Annotated in this window: 13 protein-coding genes; 11 read left to right on the top strand and 2 right to left on the bottom strand. The window is 51.6% G+C overall.

Annotation, left to right across the window (positions count from 1 at the left end; all coding sequences use genetic code 11):
• Positions 1–53 precede the first annotated feature (53 nt).
• Both pntB and AC2IBB_RS18320 read right to left on the bottom strand, forming a co-directional pair.
• A complete protein-coding gene (gene pntB, locus AC2IBB_RS18325) occupies positions 54–1,430 on the bottom strand; it encodes a Re/Si-specific NAD(P)(+) transhydrogenase subunit beta (protein WP_486328204.1) in 1,377 nt (458 codons plus the stop codon).
• A 12-nt stretch (positions 1,431–1,442) separates the two neighbouring features.
• Positions 1,443–2,969: a Re/Si-specific NAD(P)(+) transhydrogenase subunit alpha gene (locus AC2IBB_RS18320; protein WP_486328203.1), complete on the bottom strand. Its 1,527-nt coding sequence runs from the start codon at positions 2,967–2,969 to the stop codon at positions 1,443–1,445.
• A 324-nt stretch (positions 2,970–3,293) separates the two neighbouring features.
• Here AC2IBB_RS18320 and AC2IBB_RS18315 point away from each other — a divergent pair, with 324 nt between their 5' ends.
• The 11 genes from AC2IBB_RS18315 (at position 3,294) to AC2IBB_RS18265 (ending at position 24,930) form a co-directional block, all read left to right on the top strand.
• Positions 3,294–14,810, top strand: a complete 11,517-nt coding sequence (locus tag AC2IBB_RS18315; protein ID WP_486328202.1) for an Ig-like domain-containing protein — start codon at positions 3,294–3,296, stop codon at positions 14,808–14,810.
• Between the two features lie 58 nt (positions 14,811–14,868).
• The gene (locus AC2IBB_RS18310; RefSeq protein ID WP_486328201.1) at positions 14,869–15,357 is read left to right on the top strand and encodes a YfbM family protein; all 489 of its coding nucleotides are present in this window, start codon (positions 14,869–14,871) and stop codon (positions 15,355–15,357) included.
• Positions 15,358–15,510: 153 nt separating this feature from the next.
• Positions 15,511–16,929, top strand: a complete 1,419-nt coding sequence (locus AC2IBB_RS18305) for an RHS repeat-associated core domain-containing protein (protein WP_486333977.1) — start codon at positions 15,511–15,513, stop codon at positions 16,927–16,929.
• A 14-nt stretch (positions 16,930–16,943) separates the two neighbouring features.
• Positions 16,944–17,381: a hypothetical protein gene (locus tag AC2IBB_RS18300; protein WP_486328200.1), complete on the top strand. Its 438-nt coding sequence runs from the start codon at positions 16,944–16,946 to the stop codon at positions 17,379–17,381.
• Positions 17,382–17,871: 490 nt separating this feature from the next.
• A complete protein-coding gene (locus AC2IBB_RS18295; protein ID WP_486333976.1) occupies positions 17,872–19,557 on the top strand; it encodes an RHS repeat domain-containing protein in 1,686 nt (561 codons plus the stop codon).
• Positions 19,557–19,994: a hypothetical protein gene (locus tag AC2IBB_RS18290; protein ID WP_486328199.1), complete on the top strand. Its 438-nt coding sequence runs from the start codon at positions 19,557–19,559 to the stop codon at positions 19,992–19,994. The genes AC2IBB_RS18295 and AC2IBB_RS18290 overlap by 1 nt, the downstream gene beginning before the upstream one ends.
• 31 nt (positions 19,995–20,025) lie before the next feature.
• Positions 20,026–21,396: an RHS repeat-associated core domain-containing protein gene (locus AC2IBB_RS18285; protein ID WP_486328198.1), complete on the top strand. Its 1,371-nt coding sequence runs from the start codon at positions 20,026–20,028 to the stop codon at positions 21,394–21,396.
• Positions 21,396–21,644 carry an EndoU domain-containing protein gene (locus AC2IBB_RS18280; RefSeq protein ID WP_486333975.1) on the top strand — a complete coding sequence of 83 codons (249 nt, stop codon included), beginning with the start codon at positions 21,396–21,398 and terminating at the stop codon, positions 21,642–21,644. The genes AC2IBB_RS18285 and AC2IBB_RS18280 overlap by 1 nt, the downstream gene beginning before the upstream one ends.
• A gap of 4 nt (positions 21,645–21,648) precedes the next feature.
• Positions 21,649–22,086, top strand: coding sequence for a hypothetical protein (locus AC2IBB_RS18275; protein WP_486328197.1), 438 nt, complete (start codon positions 21,649–21,651; stop codon positions 22,084–22,086).
• 380 nt (positions 22,087–22,466) lie between these two features.
• Complete coding sequence (locus AC2IBB_RS18270) at positions 22,467–24,230, top strand: RHS repeat domain-containing protein (protein WP_486328196.1); 1,764 nt, start codon at positions 22,467–22,469, stop codon at positions 24,228–24,230.
• On the top strand, positions 24,202–24,930 hold the full coding sequence (locus tag AC2IBB_RS18265) for a hypothetical protein (RefSeq protein ID WP_486328195.1): 729 nt from the start codon (positions 24,202–24,204) through the stop codon (positions 24,928–24,930). Before AC2IBB_RS18270 ends, AC2IBB_RS18265 begins: the two co-directional genes overlap by 29 nt.
• Positions 24,931–25,119 lie beyond the last annotated feature (189 nt).

Below are 25,119 nucleotides of genomic sequence, written 5' to 3'. Positions count from 1 at the left end.
GATCGAACTCAGCAGGTCTCAACATGGCGACCTGCTGAGTTCCGTCATCTACATCAAATAGCTTTTAAAATGGCGTCGACGCTGGCTTTGGCGTCGCCGAACAACATAAAAGCGTTATCGCGGAAAAACAGCGGATTCTGAACGCCGGCATAGCCTGCGTTCATGCTGCGTTTGAATACGATAACGTTTTTTGCTTTCCACACTTCCAGTACCGGCATGCCCGCCAGAGGGCTGCCAGGGTTTTCCGAAGCGGCGGGATTCACGGTGTCATTGGCGCCGATCACCAGCACGGTGTCCGTTTCCGGAAAATCCTGATTGATCTCATCCATGCCCAGAACGATGTCGTAGGGCACTTTCGCCTCCGCCAGCAATACGTTCATATGACCGGGAAGACGTCCCGCCACGGGATGAATGCCGAAACGCACTTCCACGCCATGCTCACGCAACTTTTGGGTGATCTCATAAATTGGATGCTGCGCCTGCGCCACCGCCATACCGTATCCGGGAGTGATGATCACCGAGTGCGAGCCTTTCAGCATGTCCGCCACGCCTTCCGCATTAATCTCCTGAGGATCGCCATACTCCGCATCAGCGTCTTCAGGCGCGGGATCATTACCGAAACCGCCCGCGATGACGCTGATGAAAGAACGGTTCATCGCCTTACACATGATGTAGGAGAGAATCGCCCCTGAAGAGCCTACCAAGGCGCCAGTGATGATCAGCAGGTCGTTGGACAGCATGAAACCCGCCGCCGCCGCGGCCCACCCTGAATAGGAGTTGAGCATGGAGATGACGACCGGCATGTCCGCGCCGCCGATGGATGACACCAGATGCCAGCCGATAAACAGGGCGATCAATGTCATCAGCAGCAGACTGAAACCGCTGCCGCCAGCCTTGACGAAATACAGCATGAGCAAGAAGGAAACGACGCCCGCGCCCAGATTGATCTTATGGCGATGAGGCAGCATGAGGGCTTTGGAGCTGACAGAACCTCGCAGCTTGCCGAACGCGACGATTGAGCCGGTAAAGGTGATTGCGCCAATAAAAACGCCCAGAAAGATCTCAGTCAGATGAATGCTTAACAGCGCGCCGCTCAGCGGTCCATGCTCCAGGTAGCTGTTGTAGCCCACCAGAACTGCGGCGAGACCGACAAAGCTGTGCAGGATCGCCACCAGCTCCGGCATTTGCGTCATTTCCACTTTCAAGGCGACTTTAACGCCAATCACGGCGCCGACGGCCATGGCCAGGATGATCAGCCAGACTGAAGATACTTGTGGACTGGCGATAGTCGCCAGCAACGCCAGCGCCATGCCAATAATGCCGTAGAGGTTGCCGGTTTTTGCAGTCTCCTGCTTGCTGAGACCCGCCAGACTGAGAATGAACAGCACGGCGGAAATGATATAGGAGGCGGTGATTACACTGTATGACATGAGTCGCTCCTCCTATTTCCGAAACATTTTCAGCATGCGTTGGGTGACGACAAATCCCCCGACGATGTTGATGGTTGCGATCAGCGTCGCTACGGCGGCCAGAAAGGTCACTAACAGGCTGTCGCTGCTGATTTGCAGTAACGCGCCGACGACGATAATGCCGCTGATGGCGTTGGTGACGCTCATCAGTGGCGTGTGCAGCGCATGGGTGACGCTCCAGACGACGTGGTAACCCACAATGCAGGCGAGCACGAAAACGGTGAAGTGAGATAGAAACTCCGACGGCGCGGCGCTGGCGATCCACAGCAGCGCCAGGGCTCCTGCGGCCTGCAGGCCGTGTTTGAAGGAGCTCGACATCGGCTGGGACTTGGGCGGAGGCGGGGCGGAGGCCGCCTTCGGCTGTTGCGGCGCGGCGCTGACTTTGATCGGAGGCGGCGGCCAGGTAATTTCGCCGTCTTTCACGACTGTGACACCGCGAATGACTTCGTCCTCAAAATTGATGTCGACGGCTCCGTCTTTGTTCTTGCACAGCAGCTTCATCAGATTGACCAGATTATTGCTGTACAACAGGCTGGCCTGAGTGGGGAGTCGCGAGGGAAGGTCGACATAGCCGACGATTTTGACTTCATGAATCTCCGCCATCTCTCCAGGTTGGGTGAGTTCACAGTTGCCGCCGTTGGGCGCCGCCAAATCGACGATCACACTGCCCGGGCGCATGGCTTTCACCATCTCCTCAGTGATGAGTTTAGGCGCCGGTTTACCGGGTATCATGGCGGTGGTGATGATGATATCCACGTCCTTCGCCTGTTCCAGAAACAGCTTCATTTCCGCTTCAATGAACGCCTTGCTCATGACCTTGGCGTAGCCGTCGCCGCTGGAGCTTTCTTCTTCCATGTCCACTTCCAGAAACTCCGCGCCCATGCTTTGAATCTGCTCCTTCACTTCCGGGCGTGTATCGAAGGCGCGCACAATGGCGCCAAGACTCCCCGCCGTACCAATCGCCGCCAATCCCGCAACGCCGGCGCCGATGACCAGAATCTTGGCGGGTTGCACTTTGCCGGCGGCGGTGATTTGTCCGGTGAAAAAACGACCGAAGTGGTGAGACGCTTCTACCACCGCTCTGTAACCGGCGATGTTGGCCATTGAGCTTAACGCGTCCATGGACTGGGCGCGGGAGATGCGGGGGACGGAATCCATCGCCAGTACGGTGATGTTACGTTGCGCCAGTTTCTGTAGTAATTCCCCGTGTTGGGAGGGCCAGATAAATCCGATGAGGGTGGCGCCGGATTTCAGTAGTTCGACTTCCTCGTCATTGGGCTCGTTGACTCTGAGGACAATATCCGCTCCCCAGGCTTCTTCTCTTGTAACGATCTTGGCGCCGACTTCCTCATACATCCCGTTGCCGAAACTGGACAGCCAGCCGGCGTCGGCCTCAACCGACACCGAAAACCCCAGTTTGATCAACTCCTCAACCGATTTGGGCGTCGCCGCCACACGCTTTTCATGAGGTCTACTCTCTTTGGGTATGCCTATTTGCATCGTCTTCCTCACTTTGTTGTTATTTCAATCCTTAGTCTGGATAACTCACAAGTGGTTATGGGTTAACCATAAGTTGTTCATTGTATACCCTTATTTTGGGATTGATGAGCGAATCTTGGGCTCCGTAAATTTCCTGGAGCTGGGAAAATTGTGTCTGGCGATTCGCTCATCCGATTGGATTATATTTTGTAAAAAGTTAAAAAAAGTTTAACTGGTGACTATTTAAGTCGTTTTATATCCGTATAATCGCGCCGTCGCTCGGTTTGCCCCCTAGTCAGGGCGTTGTGAACCGCCCCACGATCAGGATGTAATCAGGATAGTTAAATGACTAAGTATGTCGCCTCCTTTCTCTCGACCGTCTTTCTCGGTCTGTTCAGCTTTCAGGTTTCCGCCAAAGACTTTGGACCCGCACAGCGCTATAACGCCTTGGTGTTCGATGAGTTCCTGGCATTGTCTTCCGATGTGGAAGGTCGTCTCGCTGCTGGCGGCGACATCTCCCTGAATAACTACAGCGTAGGCGATAAGCTGAATGCGTCTGAGGCGGGCGACGTATTAATCGCCGGGGGCGATATCAAGTTTCCCAGTGGGCGCGTTTACTACGGCAATGTGATCGCCGCCGGCTCCGTCAAAGACATTGGCGATGCTGTGCGACATGGCATGGCCCAAGGCGCCAAGATCAAGGGCGGAGCGACGCCCTCCGTCGACTTTCCAAGTGCGCAGGCCTATTTAGAGCAGCTGTCGCAAGATCTATCCAAGTTGAAAGCCAATGGCAAGGTAGAGTCCAAGTGGGGCGGGCTTTATCTGACGGCGGCGTGCGACAGTCATCTGCAAGTCTTCCAGATTTCCGGCGAACAGGTTTTCCCAGCGCATACCTTTGAAGTGGATCTTTCCTGCGCGCCGGCCGACGCGACTTATATCTTTAATATTGATGGCCAGCAAACCGGCATGTCCGGCATGAGCCTGCAGTCTTTGGCGAACGTCGCCGACAAAGTCGTTTTCAATTTCTTTGAAGCGCAGGTACTGGAGCTTCAGTCTATCGGTGTGGAAGGTTCTGTTTTGGCGCCGCAAGCTGTGGTGATTGAGCCCCAGGGCGTACTTCGCGGCCATCTGTTCGCCAAGGCCTGGTACGGGGAGATGCAGATCAACTGGGTTCCTTTTACAGGGCGTTTGCCTGAGACCACTCCCCCTAAGCCGGAGCAATGCCAGCTTTATCCCATCACGTTTGATTATGGCTCGTTGCCCTCCAGAGTTGGAGAAACAGTGACCCTGTATCCCGGTATGGATCAAGGGAATTTCATCTGGCTGTCCTGGACTGGCGGCGTCAAGCAGAGCGATCTGGTGAACTCTCTCACCTCCGCTAACGCCGATACCTATATCAATCCGCTGGATGCGCAGGACCGCATTCTGAACCGCATGGACTGGATCAGCGCCGTGCCTGGCGTGAAGAACAGCAAGGCCGTACGCACCGCCATGGACGGATTGCTGAATAAAGAGATTATCGTACCGGTATGGGGCGATCTGCAGGGCGGCGGCGCTAACCGGATTTACCAGGCGGCGACCTTCGCCAAAATAGCGATCACGGGATACAAGCTCAACGGTAAAGGCTATCTCACGTTCAAGTATCTGGGCGAGGAGAACTGTGGTGAAGCGACGGTTGAGCCACCCGTTGCACAGGATCAGGACGTCAGCACGAAAGAAGATCAGTCGATCGATTTTACGCTGAAGGCGACGGGAGACATCTCCAGCGAAGCGGAGTTTGTTATCACTCAGGCCCCGCAACATGGGACTATCGCACAACAGGGCGAAGCGATTACCTATACTCCTAGCGCCGATTTCTATGGGCAGGACAGTTTGCGCTTCAAGCTGGTTGACGGCGACGTTGAATCCAATGAAGCCACCGTCAATATTGCAGTTGTTCCAGTGAATGATGCGCCTTCCGCTAACGATCAAGCGCTGACGGTTGCGGAAGATCAGACTCTGGCGATTGTGCTGACTGCGCAGGACAACGATGCGGACGCACTGACTTTCACCTTGGAAAGTCAACCTGTTAATGGCGTTCTAACGGGCGATGCGCCAACACTGACTTATACGCCTAAAGCCAACTTCCATGGTGACGATGCCTTTATCTTTACCGTCAGCGACGGTCAGGGCCAGTCTGAACAGGCTACAATTTCCATCACCGTCACACCTGTTAACGATCTTCCTGTCGCGCAATCACTCGAACTGACGCTGGATGAAGACGACTTTATCGATCTGACCTTGCAAGCCGCTGACATTGACAGCGACAGCCTGACGTTCTCCGTACTTGAAGGCCCGACCCACGGCACGCTGAGCGGCGAAGCGCCTACGCTGCGCTATACGCCAAGCGCCAATTTCAATGGCGTTGATTCTTTCACATACCGTGTTAATGATGGTTTGTCTGACTCCGCCGTCGCGACAGTGACGCTGACAGTACGCCCCGTGAATGACGCGCCAGTGCTGACCAGCGAACCGCTCACCGTTACGCCGGAAGGGCTGACATACGTCTACACGGCAAACGCGACCGACCCGGACGGCGACGCTTTGGCGTTTCATCTGGATCAAGCCCCGCAAGGCATGACCATCGATACCGCCAGCGGCCAGATCAGCTGGACGCCGCCGCAAGACTATGTGCAGTCCGTTACAGAACTGAACAGCCAGTGTTACGTCACCCATATCGGCGACGTCAGCACGGACAGCAATGGTTCAACCGCTGGCGCCCAAGTTAATCATCCCGATCTGCGCCTGGGCGCTATCGCGCTGAAAGCAGGGGCGGACCATGTGTATCAAGTTAGCGTAGCCCTATCGAACCGTGGCCTGGCGGACGTCAGCGCGCCGGTGGATGTGTCCTTTTATGTAGGCGCGCCGGAGAACGGCGATCTGTTGGGAACGCAGCGTCTGACCCATCTGGCCAGCGGAGAAACCGCTCGTCTCAGTCTGGGCGTGTACGACTACCTGCTGACCGACGATATTTATGTAACCATGGCGGTCAGCCAAGTGGTGGAAGAGTGCGACATTCGCAATAACCAGGCGCGCGCCGCCCTGGTTTCGTTGCGCGTATCCGATGCCAGCGACCTTTCGGACACGCGTCTGTTTGCCATCAATGTGGAAGACCGCAATGCCGACCCTGTCATCACTAGCGAAACGGAGTTGCAACATCAGGCCGGTCAGACGCTCAACTTCCAAGTTAAAACCACCGATGCGGACATCGGCGACGCTCACCACTTTACACTGGTGTCCGGTCCTGAAGGCCTGAGCATTGACCCACGGACCGGCCGTTTGATCGCCAACATTGGCGACCTGGCTGCAGGCGATTATCACATCGTCGTGCAAGTGGAAGATCTTCGCGGCGCTACAACTCAACAAACGCTGACCTTGTCCATTGCTAAGAACTTGCCGCCGCAGATTGTGAGTGCGCCTGTATTAACCGCCAGTACGACACTGCAGTACGCCTATGATGTAGAGGCGACAGACCCTAATGAAGGCGACAAACTTACCTACGCCTTAGTCAATCAGCCTGCTGGAATGAGCATTCAGCCCAAGTCTGGTCTTATTACCTGGCTCGGTGATGAGCGCTACGTGGATAACCGCGCGGATGATAATGGTTACTGCGCAGCAGACCCACAAGACTTGCGAACGCTTGATCCGGTTATTAAGTGGTCCTGGCCACTGGACGGCGAGTCCATACCTCATGACGAATATAACCAGGTCATGCATACCCCTCTTGCCGTACCGCTCTATGACACAAATGGCGATGGCAAGCTGAATGATAAAGATGATATCGCTATTATTTTCCAGTCTTTCAGGAAATCTGGTTACCAAAACGCGGGATTTCTGCGCGCCATTTGGGCCAAAGACGGGACGCATATTTGGACCTCAGAATCCGTCAGGCCCTATCCGCTAAGGTCAATGGCCGCGGCGGATCTGGATGGCGATGGGACGACGGAAATTGTCATCATAGATGTTGCCGGTAAGCTGAGTGCAGTCTCACATGAAGGTGAGTTGGAATGGCGGGCGGATACGCTGGAGCAAGCCCAGTGGGGCGGACCTTCCATTGCGGATTTGGACCAGGACGGTTCGCCGGATATTATTCTGGGGCGCGCGCTATATGATAACCAAGGCAATCTTAAATGGCTGGGTAAAGCGCGCTCTGGCCGCAATCCCCAGGGGGAGAACCATAGCGGTCCGCTCACCTATGCGGCGGACATCGACCTGGACGGCGATATGGAGCTGATCGCAGGCCCTACCATCTATGACCACACTGGCAAACGTATTATCACCAACGACGAGGGAACGTCAGCGTTAGGAAACTTCGATAGCGATGATTTCCCTGAAATCGTTAACGTTTATGACGGCTATCTCTCTCTGTATAACCATGATGGCAGTGTCATCTGGAAAGATAAGAAAATTGAGGGCGGCGGATACGGCGGCCCACCGGTTGTAGCCGATCTGGATGGCGACGGCGTTCCTGAAATCGGCGTCGCCGGCAAGACCCGCTACGCGGTCTACAACGCCAATGGCGACATTGTCTGGAGCCAGCCTACCTGGGACCAGTCCTCTGGCGTAACCGCGTCTTCCGCTTTTGACTTCAATGATGACGGACGCATGGAGATTGTGTATGGGGATGAGTATTACTTGCGCGTCTATGACGGCGTCAGTGGCGATGTCATTTACGAAATTGAAAATGTCAGTGTGACCGCACACGAATATCCTGTTATTGCGGATATTGATCACGATGACCATGCGGAAATTATTGCCGTCAGCAATAGCTTCTTTGATGTGACCAACAAAGGGTTGCATGTCATTGAAGACGCCACGGATTCATGGGTGGGGACGCGCAGCATCTGGAACCAGCATGCGTACAACGTTAATAACATCAATAATGATCTAAGCGTTCCTGTGCATCCCACAAAAAGCTGGTTGGATCATAACAGCTTCCGGGCCAATGTATTTCCAGATCAGCCCGGCGTAGGCCAAGCGGATTTGACGGTATACGGATTGCGACTGGATGGCGGCGCTATCTCTGTGACGGTCAAAAACCGTGGTCGCAAACCCGTAAATACCGCTTTCAATGTTAACCTGTACCATCTTGCGCCTGGCGGCGACAAAGAGCTGCTTGGTTCGCAGACTATTGCAAAATTAAGCGCCAGTGAGGCGCTGAACCTGAGCTTCCCAGCGAATATAGACGGATTAACCGGCGACTTGTTGGCGGAAGTCGTTACAGACGGCAGTTTTCCTGAGTGTTTGACTAACAATAATCAAGTGTACGCAGCGATTATTCGGGCGTCTGTGTCAGATGAAGCCGGCTTGTCTGATTCCCAGGTCTACGCACTGTCTTTGCAGAAAGAGAACTCTGCTCCTGTCATTGTCAGCGCCACCATTATTGAGGCGACGGCCGGGGTCTATACGGATATGCAGGTCAGTGTCCAGGACGTGGACAGCGGCGATAGTCATACCTTTGAATTGATTGATCCGCCGGGCAATGTGTCGATTGGGCGCTATTCAGGCTTGCTGAAAGTTAAGAATCCAATAGAAGGCAGCTACTCTTTCCGAGTCCGCGCCACCGATTTATCCGGCGCCAAGGCTGAACAGGTTGTCTCCCTGGTTGTCTCCAGTCCCGATAACCTGGCGCCCGAGTTTACCTCTACACCAGTCACATCCGCCAAACATGGTTTCAAATACGAGTATCAAGCTCAGGCGGTTGATCCAGAAGGCGATGAGGTGATTTACGTTTTAAGCCGGAAACAGGACGGCATGACCATCGATAGTCATACTGGTTTGGTGCAATGGACGCCCGAAGAACGGCACATTGGCGTAAAGTCAGCGGAAATCAGCGCGATCGATGCAAAGGGCGCGGTGCGTAAGCAATACTTTGTAATTGATGTTAACTGGGGGTATCTGCTCAACCACGCGCCTCGCATTGTGTCCTCGCCGAATGGCTCTGTATACGTTGGCCAGCAATATGAATATCAGGTTGTTGTCGATGATGCAGACTCAGATACCGAGTTCGATTATCGCCTGTTGGCTTCCGAAGAGGGCATGACTATCTCCGATACAGGGCTATTCACGTGGCGTCCTTCTGCGGAGTGGGCCGGTAAGACCGCGCGCGCTGAGATTGAAGTGCATGATCGTAAGGGCGGTTACGCAACGCAGAGCCTGAACTTGCCCGTCAACCAAGGGGCGAATCACGCGCCGGCGATTACCAGTGCGCCCCCTTTGAGCGCGGCGGCGAACGATAGTTATGTCTATGTTATTAGAGTGGTGGACCAAGATGGCGATGCGGTTACTCTGAGCTTGAGTCAGTCGCCTAATGGCATGACTCTGGCTGATGGCGTGATTACTTGGACGCCCTCTCTGGCGCAGGCAGGTCAGGCTCACGAAGTCGTTCTGCGCGCTGAAGACACCCGAGGAGCGGCCTTTCTGCAGACGTTTGGGGTGGTCGTGATTGACCCCTTGGCGCCGAATACTGCGCCGGTCATTGATAGTATCCCTGCTTCTCCTGCTCGCATTGGAGTGGAATACCTTTACGAGGTAACCGCTCGCGATGCGGATGGCGATACGCTGATTTATCAGTTGGAAAATGCGCCAGCCGGCATGACAATTAATGAGTTGGGAGCCATTCGCTGGTCGGCCTCAGCAGAGCAGCAAGGCCAATACCAGATCACGGTGATCGTTAGCGATAGCCGGGCGCGCGCTGTGCAGCGCTTTACGTTGCAGGCGGTTGCGGCGAATGATGCGAATGCGTATCCCGTTATCGTCAGTCGTCCCTTCGATCAGGCGTCGGTTGACCGGGAGTACAGCTATCAGATACAAGCGACGGACGCGGATGGCGATACCCTTTCATATGGCTTAATGTCCGGGCCTGTCGGCATGTCTGTCGCCGTCGACGGCGCGCTGCGCTGGACGCCGGGCGCTGATCAGGTTGGCATCCAGGATGTGGTTGTCTATGCGGAAGATGGCGCCGGACGATCATTGCAAAGTTATAGCATTAACGTCACTCAGAAAGTTAAGCCCCTGACGGCGACGGTCGTTGTCTCCCCCGAATTCGTTAATCCTGGCGATACCCTTTCCATCAACGTGTTTGTGGATGGCGGTCAAAGCGCCCCGACCATCGCCTTGTGGCTGGATGGGCTGGAGACGTCGATAGGCGAATTCGGTCAAGTGATTGTTAACGCAGAGACTATTGGCGTACATACCATCGAAGTTGGCGTGACGGATGGCGTGGATACGGTGATTGAAACCGCGCGCTACGCGGTCCGCGACGTCGCTGACGAGAACGCGCCCATGGTGAGTTTAAGCGCGCCTACTCAGGATGCGACCATCACTGCGCCAACGGATGTGATTGGCTCAGTGCAGGATGCGAATCTGGCGCTTTATAAAGTCATGCTTTCGCCACGGGCACAGCAGGCCTGGCAAGTGATTGCTCAAGGCGGTGAAAATGTAAGCGAGGCAAAAATCGCCACCTTTGATCCCTCGTTGCTGCTTAACGGTCAGTACGATGTTGTGTTGTACGCTGAAGACGTAAACGGCTTGAGCGCCACCGCCAATACAGTGATCGCTGTAGAGGGCGACCTGAAGGTCGGCAACTTCTCTATCACTCTGGAAGACCTGAATATTCCTGTGGCGGGTATGCCTGTTCGGGTGACGCGAACCTACGACAGCCGCCGTCGCTCTGAGGCGTTGGACTTTGGTTATGGCTGGAGTCTGGGCTATCAGGATGTGAAGATTGAGGAATCACGCACTCTGGGCGGCCTCTGGGCGTTAAATCAATACAAGCGCGGTCCATTCAGTCTGATTCTCGACTTCTGCGTTGAGCCGCTGGGCGCGCCGACGGTGACGGTGACGCTGCCGGACGGCGATGTTGAGCGCTTTGAAGTCTCCGCTTCTCCTCGTTGTAATACCTATACGGCAATGGAGGATGTTGAGCTGGCGTTTAAGCCGGTTGGCGATACGGCGTCCACGTTGGAAGCGTTGGATGATGCGTCTGGCCGCTATGTGAATGGCAAGCTGGTGGATAATGACACATTTTCCCGCGCTCTGGACCCCAGCCGCTACCTGCTAACCACTCAGGCCGGCTACAAATATTACCTGAAGCAAGGCGTTGGCATAGAAAAAGTGGTCGATCCCAATGGCCACACCCTGACTTACACTAACGATGGGATTTTCCACTCCAGCGGTAAGGCGGTGCGTTTTACTCGTGATAGCCAAGGTCGCATTGTCAGCATGACCGATCCTAATGGAAACGAGCTGACTTATACCTATGACTTCAACGGTGATCTGGAAGCCAGCACCGACCCCATGGCGGCGCAGACCAGCTATACCTACAACCGCTCTCACGGTTTGCTGGATATCATTGATCCGCTGGGCCGTACGATAGTCAAAAACATCTATGACGATGCAGGTCGTCTGATGGCGCAGGAAGACTCCGAAGGCAACCGTACTGAGTTTGACCATGATATCGAAGGACGTCAGTCCGTCGTGACGGATCGTAACGGCAATACGACCTTCCTGTATTACGATGATCACGGCAATGTCACCTCCAAGGTCGACGCGGAAGACCATACCTGGTCCTATGCCTATGATGATCACGGCAACCAGTTAAGTGAGACAAACCCTCTTGGTTATGTCAGTTCCGCGACATTTGATGAGCGCAATAACCAACTGACGCAAACGGATGAACTGGGCAATACGGCTTCGTTCACCTACAACACCCGCGGCCAGGAACTCACGATTACCGACGCGAGCGGGGACGCTTTTACTAACGTCTACGACTCTATCGGCAACATGTTGTCGGTCACGGACCCGCTGGGGAATGTCGCTGAAAATACACTGAATCGAGACGGTCTGGTGGAGAAGACCAAGGATGCCCTGGGCAATGAAACCCAGTACACCTATGACAAGGACGGGAACAAGCTTACCGAGGTTAATGCGCTGGAGCAGCGCACTATCTACACCTATGACGACAACGGCAATGTCCTGTCGGAAACCCGCAAGCGTACGGTGGATGGCGTCAAGGTTGATGAAACCACTCGTTACGTCTACGACGCGCGTAACCGGGTTATCGAGACCCAGTATGCTGACGGCTCTACCACGCAAACCGAGTATGATCTCGCGGGCAATCAAATCGCCACCATCGATGCGCAGGGGCGTCGCACAGATTACGAGTACGACGTCTATGGCCGTCTGTTGGCGATGACTTATCCGGATGGAACTTCGGAGAGCAAAACCTACGACGTGGAAGGCAATGTCCTGACGGAAACCGATCGTCTGGGGCGGGTCACTGGCTTTACCTATGACAAACTGAATCGCGTTGTTCGTACTGAGCTGGCGGATGGCTCGTTCACCAGCGTGACCTATGACGCCGCCGGACAGGTTGAGTCCGAGACGGACGCCAAAGGTAACGTCACTCACTACGAATATGACGCGGCAGGTCGTCGCACCGCCGTGATCAACGCCCTGAATCAGCGCCATAGCTTCGTCTACGACGCGGACGGTAACCTGATCAGTGAAACGGATGCGAATGGCCATACGACGACGTATGAGTACAACATCCTGGATCAACGGGTTAAAACCCTGTTCCATGACGGCTCAAGCCTGCAGGAAACCTTCGACGCTCTTAGTCGCCGTCTGAGCAGTATCGATCAAGCCGGTCGAGTGACCCAGTACGGTTATGACAAGCTGGGCCGTCTGATTGCGGTGACGGATGCGCTGAATAACGTCACTTCCTTCACCTATGATCAGGCCGGCAATAAGCTGACGCAGAAGGATGCGGAAGGTCGCACAACGCGCTGGACCTATGACGCCATGGGCCGTGTGCTGACGCGGACGCTGCCGATGGGACAGGTGGAGTCCTTCAGCTATGACGACGCTGGCAGGTTGCTCAGCCATACCGACTTTAATGGTCAGACGACCGTCTATACCTACAATGTGAACGATCAGGTGAGCCGCATCGACTACGCAGACGGCGAGGTCGAAACCTTTACCTATAACGCCATTGGCGCTCGTCTCACTGCGACGAATTCCCTGGGAACGACGAGTTATCAATACGACGCATTGAACCGATTGGTGGAAGAGACTCAGCCGACTGGCGCGGTGCTTAGCTACAGCTATGACAAGGCGGGCAATAAAACCTCCGCCACCGTCACCTATCAGGGGAAAGCGGAAACGACGACCTACCTGTACGATGCGTTAAACCGCCTGAGCAAAGTGATCGATCCTCAAGGCGGCGAAACCCTGTACGCCTACGATGCGGTGGGCAACCGTGAGAGCGTGATGCAAGCCAACGGCCAAACCACCACCTATGTCTACGACGCCTTGAACCGACTGACGCGTCAGACCACGACGGATGCGGCGGGCAATGTCATCGCCGACTACCGTTACACCCTGCACAGCACGGGGAGACGGGAGCAAATCGAAGAGCTGCACAACGGCCGGGTGTCGACCTATACCTACGACGCCCTGTATCGCCTGACGCATGACGCCATCAGCGATCCAGTTAATGGCGACTACAACGCGGAATACCGCTTCGACAAGGTCGGCAACCGCATCTACAGCATCATCGACGGCGTGCACACCGCCTACAGCTATGACGACAATGACCGCCTGACGCAACAGGGCGGCGTCACCTACGCGTATGACGCCAACGGCAATACGCTGACGGAAACCGAAGACGGTCTGGTCACGGCGCGTTACACCTACAGCGCGAAGAACAAACTCCTCGCGGTAACCAAAGCGGGCGAGACCACCAGCTTCGGTTATAACCCAGACGGCATTCGCACCCGGAAAGCGGGAAGCGGCGCCACCACCGACTTTATCGTCGACCAGAACCGCGACTACGCTCAAGTGCTGCAAGAAGTCGTCAACGGCGCGAAACAAGTCAGCTACGTCTACGGCGACGACCTGCTAAGCCAGGCAAGAGCCGGCGACGTCAGCTACTATGTCTACGACGGCCAAGGCTCCGTCCGCTCTTTAACAAACCAGACCGGCGCTCAAACCGACAACTACCACTACGACGCCTTCGGCATCCTGCTGCACAGCGAAGGAGACACCCCAAACAGCTACCTGTATACCGGAGAGCAGTACGATGCGTCATTGGATCAGTACTACCTGAGGGCGAGGTATTACGACCAGAACCTGGGGCGGTTTACGCAGATGGATACGTGGGCAGGTAATCATCGTTTCCCTATGACATTAAATAAGTATATTTATGTTTTAAGCGACCCTCTGTTTTACTCTGACCCAACAGGATATGTTCCAAGCCCCTATGAGTCTAACTTCGGACAGGCGGTAGATGATTATGTATGTGATGAGTATCGTGCATGGGCTATGTCGCCTACAACGAAATGTGACGCTCCTATGGTTCATAATTACTTTGGCGATTTTCTGAAACCAGATATATTGGATATACAAAATAAGCGATATGCTGAAGTTAAGCCACTGTCAATAAGCGGAATTGCAAGTGGGACTGCGCAAATGAAAGCTTATGACTCAGCATATGGAAAGTTTGGCCTGTCAAGAGAGATAGGATTTTTTCCCGCACCAACAAGTGTGCAGGGCACTGAAGTTTACTTCTTTAACAGTGACGGGGTTATCTTTTATACCGACGATGATGATGAGAGGAGCAATATGCGAGGTGTGCCATTAACTTCAATGAGTAGAAAATATCGAGCATATTGGACAGGTAGAAGATCAATGTACAGGAACTTGAGATCTCCTCTTTCTACATATGATAAAGTTGTACTGAGTGGGGTTGGTGCTGCTATGGCATTGCAAGGTGCAAGGTTCGTGATTATGGCTGTTCCTCCAATGATGCTTAGGTTCTAAAAGTGAATTTGATAATGCACTCTATTAATTATTAAATGGTTTTATAGGGAGGAATGAGATGGGAATGGTGTTGTATTTTAAAGAGATTTCAAGAGATGAATATGTTGGGTTGAGTGAAGGGAATATAAATGTTGAGGACTTTTTATTCCCAGAAGATATCGAAGACCCATTCGTTGGACAGTTTTGCTTAGGTAAAATATGGCATGTCCTCCATTATATTATAAGTGGTGATCCTAGTGGCCATGCCGAGTATTCGTCAATGGCAATTATGGGAGGGAGGCCTGTTGGCCCTAACTTGGGCTATGGTCAGGCACGCATAATTGATGTGTGCGAAGTAAAAGAAATTAGTGAAGTGCTTGAAATGATCGATTTTAGTATGAAATTACAGAGCCTTAAGCGGGAGGAGAGCGATATTAAACAGATCTATCATGGTGAAATTCTGAAAAATGATGGGATAGGTGAGATAATTAAATACTTTGATAAACTTAAAGCTTTTTACTCAAAAGCTTCTGGGAATGATAGTGCGCTACTTATATATTTAGCATGATAAGAGCTACTATTAACTAGGCATCGATATAGGTATTCTATGCCGCATATTTGATGCTTGGGTGATTAAAGTATTTTTTCATCCTTGCAGGTTTGTTTTGCAACATGCACATATGTGATCGGAATTTCTTTTTGAGCCCCCCTTTCTTTCGCGCTGGTTTACCATTATGAACTCCGGCTTTCAAGGCACAATGTCGAAGGTGCACGTACCGCCTACAGCTATGACGACAATGACCGCCTGACGCAACAGGGCGGCGTCACCTACGCCTATGACGCCAACGGCAATACGCTGACGGAAACCGAAGACGGTCTGGTCACGGCGCGTTACACCTACAGCGCGAAGAACAAACTCCTCGCGGTAACCAAAGCGGGCGAGACCACCAGCTTCGGTTATAACCCGGACGGCATTCGCACCCGGAAAGCGGGAAGCGGCGCAACCACCGACTTTATCGTCGACCAGAACCGCGATTACGCCCAGGTGCTGCAAGAAGTCGTCAACGGCGCCAAACAAGTCAGCTACGTCTACGGTGACGATCTGCTAAGCCAGGCAAGAGCCGGCGACGTCAGCTACTATGTCTACGACGGCCAAGGCTCCGTCCGTTCTTTAACAAGCCAGACCGGCGTGCAAACCGACAGCTACCACTACGACGCCTTCGGCATCCTGCTGCACAGCGAAGGAGACACCCCGAACAGCTACCTGTACACCGGAGAGCAGTACGATGCGTCATTGGATCAGTACTACCTAAGGGCGAGGTATTACGACCAGAACCAGGGGCGGTTTACGCAGATGGATACTTGGATGGGGATTAACTCTGATCTTGTTACGTTGCATAAGTATCTTTATGCGAATGCTGATCCGGGGAATATGGTTGATCCGACAGGTAATTTCTCGATGGCGGAATTAGGTGCTGCTTATAGTGGGGGGGCTATATTGGCTAATTCTGCTGTAGGTGCGGTTTTGGGAGGTATAGATGCGTATTTAGGTAATGAAAGTATAGTTGGGGGTGTTGCTACCGGCGCTATTGCAGGAGGGGTTTTGGGGCCGCTAGCATGGTTTGAGAAGCTCAGGAAACCACTAGCAACGACGTTTACTGCATTGGGTTTTCTTGGTGCGGCCAATTCTGCGGCCAATGGAAACTATACACAGGCTGCTTTTAGAGGTCTCACTTCTATCCTTGGCGCGTATATATTTCTTAAAACTTCTATAGTCCCCTCGCGAGTAAGGGCCCCATCAATAACTGATGGGCAAGTATATTCCGGAGTATATTATTCAAGGACAGGGGAAATTGTAATGCGTCCTAGTAGTACGCAACGGCCAGTTCCTAGCGGGGCAGTGCCGAATCGAGGAGGGCATGGTATGATCGCGCGCGACGAATTTCCAAATGCAAACGCTGATGAGCTATTCGGGTTCACAGCATTCGCCAGGGGGGGCAGCGTGTTGCGAATGGAGTTCTTTTCAAGAAGTGTTAATGGCTTGAACAATAGTTTTAATGGAAATACTGTGCCAGAAGGGCTGCAAACAACTATAGGAAGTGCTGTCGGATTGGCTACTAATACAACGGTTGTATACTAGGTTGGAAATAAGTTATGAAAGTCGGTAAGTATGAGCTACCAAAAGAAATTGACTCTTTGATTGAGTCTGGAATATGGCCATTGACTGATGATCAAGAGTTTGCTCAGCACGAAAAAATGCTAATAGAGAAAAGTATGCTGTCGAGAGTGATCATTGATGAGGCAAAGATTTATTTCTATAAACCTCCATTCCTAAATGCAAAAAAAAGGATTGAGTATGGAGATGATATAGTTTTATCTAAGTTTGACAGCAACGAAAATATTGACCCAGAGAAGCTAATTATACTTGGTGATTTCGGTGCTGGTAGTGACTCTTTTTGGGGGGTGTATTATAAAGATGAGCTGTCTGCACCCATTGTGATTAAAGAAAAATGGAATGAGAATGGAAAACGGCTGGGATGGGTGGAACTATTTTCTAATTTTTCCGAGCTTTGTGAATTGTTAGAAAAATGATTTCTCACGATGTATGCAGGTTAAGGAGCTCTGGGTCGGAGAGTATTCAAAAATTCTGTGATGTGCACGTAACGAACTCACTAACTCTTTCGTAATTGGCTTGGCCTTGACCCAAACCACCAAGTGACGGCCGTCGTTGTCAGAAATAACATCTGCGCGATGGCCTCTTTGTATAGGACCATTAAATCGACCGGGCTTAGCGCGCCAACACCACCGAGATGGCGGCTAATATTCAAGGTGACAAACGTCGCTAGAACAAGCAGATAGACAGTAATCAGCGGCCGCATCAGGCCCCGGATAGCATCGACAAACCACATCCTATAAGTTTGGCTCTGCTCTGATCCGGCTGGTGGAACAGTCGCAGCCGACTGGCGCGGTGCTCAGCTACGGCTATGACAAGGCGGGCAATAAAACCTCCGCCACTCTCACCTATCAGGGTAAAGCGGAAACGACCACGTATCTGTACGATGCGTTAAACCGTCTGAGCAAAGTGATCGATCCTCAATGCGGCGAGACCCTGTACGCCTACGATGCGGTGGGCAACCGTGAGAACGTGACGCAAGCCAACGGCCAAACCACCGCCTATGTCTACGACGCCCTGAACCGACTGACGCGTCAGACCACGACGGATGCGGCGGACAATGTCATCGCCGACTACCGTTACACCCTGCATAGCACGGGGAGACGGGAACAAATCGAAGAGCTGCATAACGGCCGGGTGTCGACCTATACCTATGACGCTCTGTATCGTCTGACGCATGACGTCATCAGTGATCCAGTCAATGGCGACTACAGCGCGGAATACCGCTTCGACAACGTCGGCAACCGCACCTACAGCATCATCGACGGCGTGCACACCGCCTACAGCTATGACGACAATGACCGCCTGACGCAACAGGGCGGCGTCACCTACGCCTATGACGCCAACGGTAATACGCTGACTGAAACCGAAGACGGTCTGGTAACCGCTCGTTACACTTACAGCGCGAAGAACAAACTCCTCGCGGTAACCAAAGCGGGCGAGACCACTAACTTCGGTTATAACCCGGACGGCATTCGCACCCGGAAAGCGGCAAGCGGCACCACCACCGACTTTATCGTCGACCAGAACCGCGACTACGCCCAGGTGCTGCAAGAAGTCGTCAACGGCGCCAAGCAAGTCAGCTACGTTTACGGCGACGACCTGCTAAGCCAGGCAAGAGCTGGCGACGTCGGCTACTATGTCTACGACGGTCAAGGCTCCGTCCGCTCTTTGACAAACCAGACTGGTGTTCAAACCGACAGCTACCACTACGACGCCTTCGGCATCCTGCTGCACAGCGAAGGAGACACTCCAAACAGCTACCTGTACACCGGAGAGCAGTACGATGCGTCCCTGGATCAGTATTACTTAAGGGCGAGGTATTACGACCAGAACCAGGGGCGGTTTACGCAGATGGATAAATACCAAGGTAGGAAAGGAGCCCCCCTAACATTACACAAGTATTTATACTCGCATGGTGACTCAGTTAATGGTACTGATCCATCCGGGTATATGACATTAATGGATGTATCTGCCTCGCATAATCTCTTAGGTTCTATGATCGGACGTAGCATCTCAGTAATCAATGCCATCGATAAGCTTCAAGGAGCGATTGGGGTTGCGCAAAGTGTGGCGCAAGCCTTTAGTCTTCTTGCTGATCCCTTTGGGATGAATCAATTAAGCAGTTACCTAGATACATCTAATAAGCAGTTCGAAGGAGTATTAGATTCTGACGCAGCAGAGCATACAGCAGCAGTGTTGAAGAGAAACGCAGGAAAGCTAGCGAGATCAGTTGCTACTCATAAATACAAGACCTTAGGTCGATACCTTAAAGACAAAAAATCTTCTGTGGTATTTTATTTGCCTACGCCGAGCGTTAACCCAGGGCCCTCGCAGATGCTACCTGCGCCATTAAAATTGCGCTTTCCTGGCTTTGGCAGTAAACCGGTTAAATTGGCAGTAGGTGGCCATGCAACTCGATATTTTGGTGTCGGATTTACTAGCGGTAGTTCTGCAAAAGCTTCTTTGGCAAATCAGCGACAATTATTTAGAGTGGATTGGAAGATTGTTGGAAAACATAGTCCTGGGGATGGTAAGAATGCTGACTACTGGGTCGATGATGGTTTGGAATTTCATGTGCCGAGGGAACCATAGTGAAGAAATTAACTTGGGACGACTGCAAAGCTAGAATACGAATATACAATGGCGCTATTGCATTCTCCATAAACTATTGGCGAAATGCATTAGATTTTGATGAAGAGATATTTGGGAGATTGAAGGATGCCTTTGTATTTGAAGGCCCCTTAGACGAAGAAAACGCTTCTGTTGGTTTTTTTTATTTGACCCCAGAGAATAGAAGTGAAATTTATATTGAAAGGCTTATGAGAAATGATTTGGTAAAGCTATTTGTTGCTGGCGCTAATGACGTTTTTTACCAATGTATTCCTGAGTCATTGATGGTAGAGTTGGGCGAAATTGGTGAGTTTTCATCGAGTGCTATTCAAGCGGCAAAAACCATCAAGGGTTTTGAATGGCTTATTCTCAGTGATGGTAATGAGCATGATGAGCCGTTTTATTTGTTTGAATCATAAGTAACACGATACGTTAAACCGTCTGAGCAAAGTGATCGATCCTCAGGGCGGCGAAACCCTGTACGCCTACGATGCGGTGGGCAACCGTGAGAACGTGACGCAAGCCAACGGCCAAACCACCGCCTATGTCTACGACGCCCTGAACCGACTGACGCGTCAGACCACGACGGATGCGGCGGACAATGTCGTCACCGACTACCGTTACATCCTGCACAGCACGGGGAGACGGGAGCAAATCGAAGAGCTGCACAACGGCCGGGTGTCGACCTATACCTATGACGCTCTGTATCGCCTGACGCATGACGCCATCAGCGATCCAGTCAATGGCGACTACAATGCGGAATACCGCTTCGACAACGTCGGCAACCGCATCTACAGCATCATCGACGGCGTGCATACCGCTTACAGCTACGATGACAATGATCGCCTGACGCAACAGGGCGGCGTCACCTACACGTATGACGCCAACGGCAATACGCTGACGGAAACCGAAGACGGTCTGGTCACCGCTCGTTACACTTACAGCGCGAAGAACAAACTCCTCGCGGTAACCAAAGCGGGCGAGACCACTAACTTCGGTTATAACCCGGACGGCATTCGCACACGAAAAGCGGGAAGCGGCGCCACCACCGACTTTATCGTCGACCAGAACCGCGATTACGCCCAGGTGCTGCAAGAAGTCGTCAACGGCGCTAAACAGGTCAGCTATGTGTACGGCGACGATCTGCTAAGCCAGGCAAGAGCCGGCGACGTCAGCTACTATGTCTACGACGGCCAAGGCTCCGTCCGTTCTTTAACAAGCCAGACCGGCGTGCAAACCGACAGCTACCACTACGACGCCTTCGGCATCCTGCTGCACAGCGAAGGAGACACCCCGAACAGCTACCTGTACACCGGAGAGCAATACGATGCATCCCTGGATCAGTACTACCTAAGGGCGAGGTATTACGACCAGAACCAGGGGCGGTTTACGCAGATGGATACTTGGATGGGAGTTAACTCCGATCCTGTTACGTTACATAAGTATCTTTATGCGAATGCTGATCCGGGGAATATGGTTGACCCGACAGGTAACTTTAGTATCGGGTCATTGATGACCGGGATTCGAGCATCGGGAGCTATGGCGGCAAGAAGCTATGCAGGGATAAGGAATATATTTAGTCTGGTGGTGAAGAAACGAGGAAACGCACTGATAGGTTTAGGCTTGCTAGTATCTAAAAGTAAGTCTCTTTTAAAAATATTGGCTAGCAAAATTTGTGGTAAATCGAACTGTAAAGTGCCTATATTAGATATAAAGCACATCTTTTATGGAGAGATAAAGAAGCGTACAGCCAAAGGTTTTCATAGCATAGCTATAGTTTCTCGCTCTCCAGGCGTTGGAAGTTCACATGTTAAACGGTAATTTGGAAAAATGCTAATGGTGTTTATAAAGCATGGGTAAACGTTTCTGATACCCAAACTGGCCGATATCGTGAAAAGAAGTCCACAATGTTTCCAGATACGTGGAGTGAGTCATACGTTGGTGCATCATTGTATGGGGCTTGGATCGCGAATAGAGGGAAAAAAGAAGGTACATTGAATTTAGGGTTTATTAAGATTCAGTATTATGTTAAGGATGGGAAATGGCTGCAGGGCTACCCTTTAAGGTGATGTGATGACAGTAAAAGAATACGAAGTTCGCAGCGAAGAGGAAAATATTGGAAATATTCTTCTGATCGAGAGTACTAAGATATATACCTCCAAAGATGATGCAATTAAAGATTTATGGATTATAGCTCAAGGATACAGAAGTGATACTGAGCGATTGAAAATGGAATTAGATTATGGAAAAGAGCTTCCTAGATTTTTAATGGAGCCCATTTCCACAGAGGATGTCATTGAGAGGGTTCGCGAGATACTATATCGCTTCGAAAATGGAAATTCCGTGATTGAATATCTACCAGCAGAGGCTAAGTCTGAAATAAAGGTTTTTTTACACAAGAAACTGTCAAATAAAACAGTTTTTGTTTTAGAAGACGATTATGATGAGTACACAATAGTGTCGTGGGGAAAAGAGTACAGCTTTATGTTTTGCTGGAATGACGTTGTCTGATGGAAAGTTTGTGTTGATGAGATGTGGAAATTAGTGTCAATCAAGTCACGGATTGGTGTGAGCGTCTAATCGGAGACTGTTCAAAATCCTGTGGGGGGGCGTAACGAGTTTACTGCCCTCTCGTACTTGGCTTGGCCTTGACCCAAACCACCAAGTGACCGCCGTGGTTGTCAGAAATAACATCTGCGCGATGGCCTCTTTGTAAAGGACCATTAAATCGACCGGGCTAAACGCGCCAACACCACCGAGATGGCGGCTAATATTTAGAGTGACAAACGTCGCCAGAATAAGCAGATAGACAGTAATCAGCGGTCGCATCAGGCCCCGGATCGCGTCCACAAACCACATCCCATAAGTTTGGCTCTGCTCTGAACCGGCTGGTGGAACAGTCGCAGCCGACTGGCGCGGTGCTCAGCTACAGCTATGACAAGGCGGGCAATAAAACCTCCGCCACCGTCACCCATCAGGGTAAAGCGGAAACGACTACGTATCTGTACGATGCGTTAAACCGTCTGAGCAAAGTGATCGATCCTCAAGGCGGCGAAACCCTGTACGCCTACGATGCGGTGGGCAACCGTGAGAGCGTGATGCAAGCCAACGGCCAAACCACCACCTATGTCTACGACGCCTTGAACCGACTGACGCGTCAGACCACGACGGATGCGGCGGGCAATGTCGTCACCGACTACCGTTACACCCTGCACAGCACGGGGAGACGGGAGCAAATCGAAGAGCTGCACAACGGCCGGGTGTCGACCTATACCTACGACGCCCTGTATCGCCTGACGCATGACGCCATCAGCGATCCAGTTAATGGCGACTACAACGCGGAATACCGCTTCGACAAGGTCGGCAACCGCATCTACAGCATCATCGACGGCGTGCACACCGCCTACAGCTATGACGACAATGACCGCCTGACGCAACAGGGCGGCGTCACCTACGCGTATGACGCCAACGGCAATACGCTGACGGAAACCGAAGACGGTCTGGTCAGCGCTCGTTACACCTACAGCGCGAAGAACAAACTCCTCGCGGTAACCAAAGCGGGCGAAACCACCAGCTTCGGCTATAACCTGGATGGCATTCGCACTCGGAAAGCGGGAAGCGGCGCAACCACCGACTTTATCGTCGACCAGAACCGCGACTACGCTCAAGTGCTGCAAGAAGTCGTCAATGGCGCCAAACAAGTCAGCTACGTCTACGGCGACGACCTGCTAAGCCAAGCAAGAGCCGGCGACGTCAGCTACTATGTCTACGACGGCCAAGGCTCCGTCCGCTCTTTAACAAACCAGACCGGCGCTCAAACCGACAGCTACCACTACGACGCCTTCGGCATCCTGCTGCACAGCGAAGGAGACACCCCAAACAGCTACCTGTACACCGGAGAGCAATACGATGCATCCCTGGATCAGTACTACCTAAGGGCGAGGTATTACGACCAGAACCAGGGGCGGTTTACGCAGATGGATACTTGGATGGGAGTTAACTCCGATCCTGTTACGTTACATAAGTATCTTTATGCGAATGCTGATCCGGGGAATATGGTTGATCCTAGTGGCCATATGTCTTTTGGAGAAATTAGCGCTGGTTTTAATGCAATGGCGGCAAGGGCTGCGACTTCAGCTCATATGCTTTCTATACATCTGTATATGCGGATTACATTTTTAACTCCGTCGGCTATTATTGCATTGCAAAAAGCAGGAGATGGTCTGATAAAAAATTATCCGCTTATAAATCAGGCATTTAATGTAATAATGTCACGCATAAATCCAGCCACTATTAACATGTGGACTAATGGTTCGAAAGGAGCGAGAGCTCACTACTTTAACGAAATGCTTAAGAACCCAAATAGGTTCATAGAGATTGCCAATAGATTAGGAGAGGCTACATTTCGAATGGGAGCCCCTGGCTTTGAAAGATTTACCCGCATAGCTCAGGAAATATCGATGGGGTCCACTAGATTTGGTCAGTCATTTGTAAACTCTAGTGGTACAATTACTTTCGTTAGAACAAAAATTATTGATGGGACTGCCAACACTGTTGGTGCAAAGGACATTGGTGTGATGGTTGTTCGTAGTGGAAATGGACTGATTCAATCTATGAGAGATGTTTATGGGCAAACGTTTATCACTCAGTTTTAAGAATGAAGATGTTAAGGTGTATGACGAATGGTGTCGTGACTATGTGTGCATAATTGCACCGTTGACGCCTGCTGAATATTTGCATTCAAACATGAGTATGCCGCAGTTTGGTGATATTATTGACACCTTAAATATGTGGTATTTTGCCTTTAAAAGGAAAATTCTAAATGGAAGTGAATTGGTTGGTTATAGTGGCCGAAATATAGATACAAGGATGTGCAATATAGCTTTAATTCTCTCGCTTGGAAGAGCTCAAACATATTTGGATGTTGGCTGCGAGAAGGCTGAAGAGGAAGAGGAAATAAGAGCGCTTTTTGAAAGCTTTGCAATTTTTGTTAACAGTAACAGGGCGCTAGTATCCTGTTCCTACCTAAATGAAGTTGAGAATGAAATTTGTGAAAACTTGCAGGAATGGAGTGACTTTGTTGAATGTGTTGAGACAGGTAGGCATTTTACAATAGATAAGTGGGAGTATGTTGAACGAGTGAATTGTCGATCTGAATTGAAACGATTTACTCAATTTGGCTCATGCTACCTTGTTATGGATGAAAGCTTAGAAAGGATGCGACAGATTGATGAGCGCTATAAAAATTACATTTCAGAAAAAGAGGGAATTATTTCTGGGAATGGGGAGATTTTATATCCTAAAAATGAGTACTGGTGGTACTACAGTTGCCCGAAATTCGTAGAAGTAGAGTAGGACAATTGAGGGCGTTATTTCTATAGTAAAATTTAAGCGCCTGCTAATTGTTAGCCAGGTATCGATATGAACATTCTATTCCGCATATTTGATGCCTAGTTAAAGATTATTTTCGCAAACTACTCGGCCTTGATCCAAACCACCAAGTAACGGCCGTCGTTGTCAGAAATAACATTTGCGCGATGGCCT

It is taken from the genome of Hahella sp. NS-SX17 (assembly GCF_057367735.1).
The sequence above is the reverse complement of the archived record's forward strand: the minus strand, read 5'-3'. Positions and strand labels throughout refer to the sequence as shown.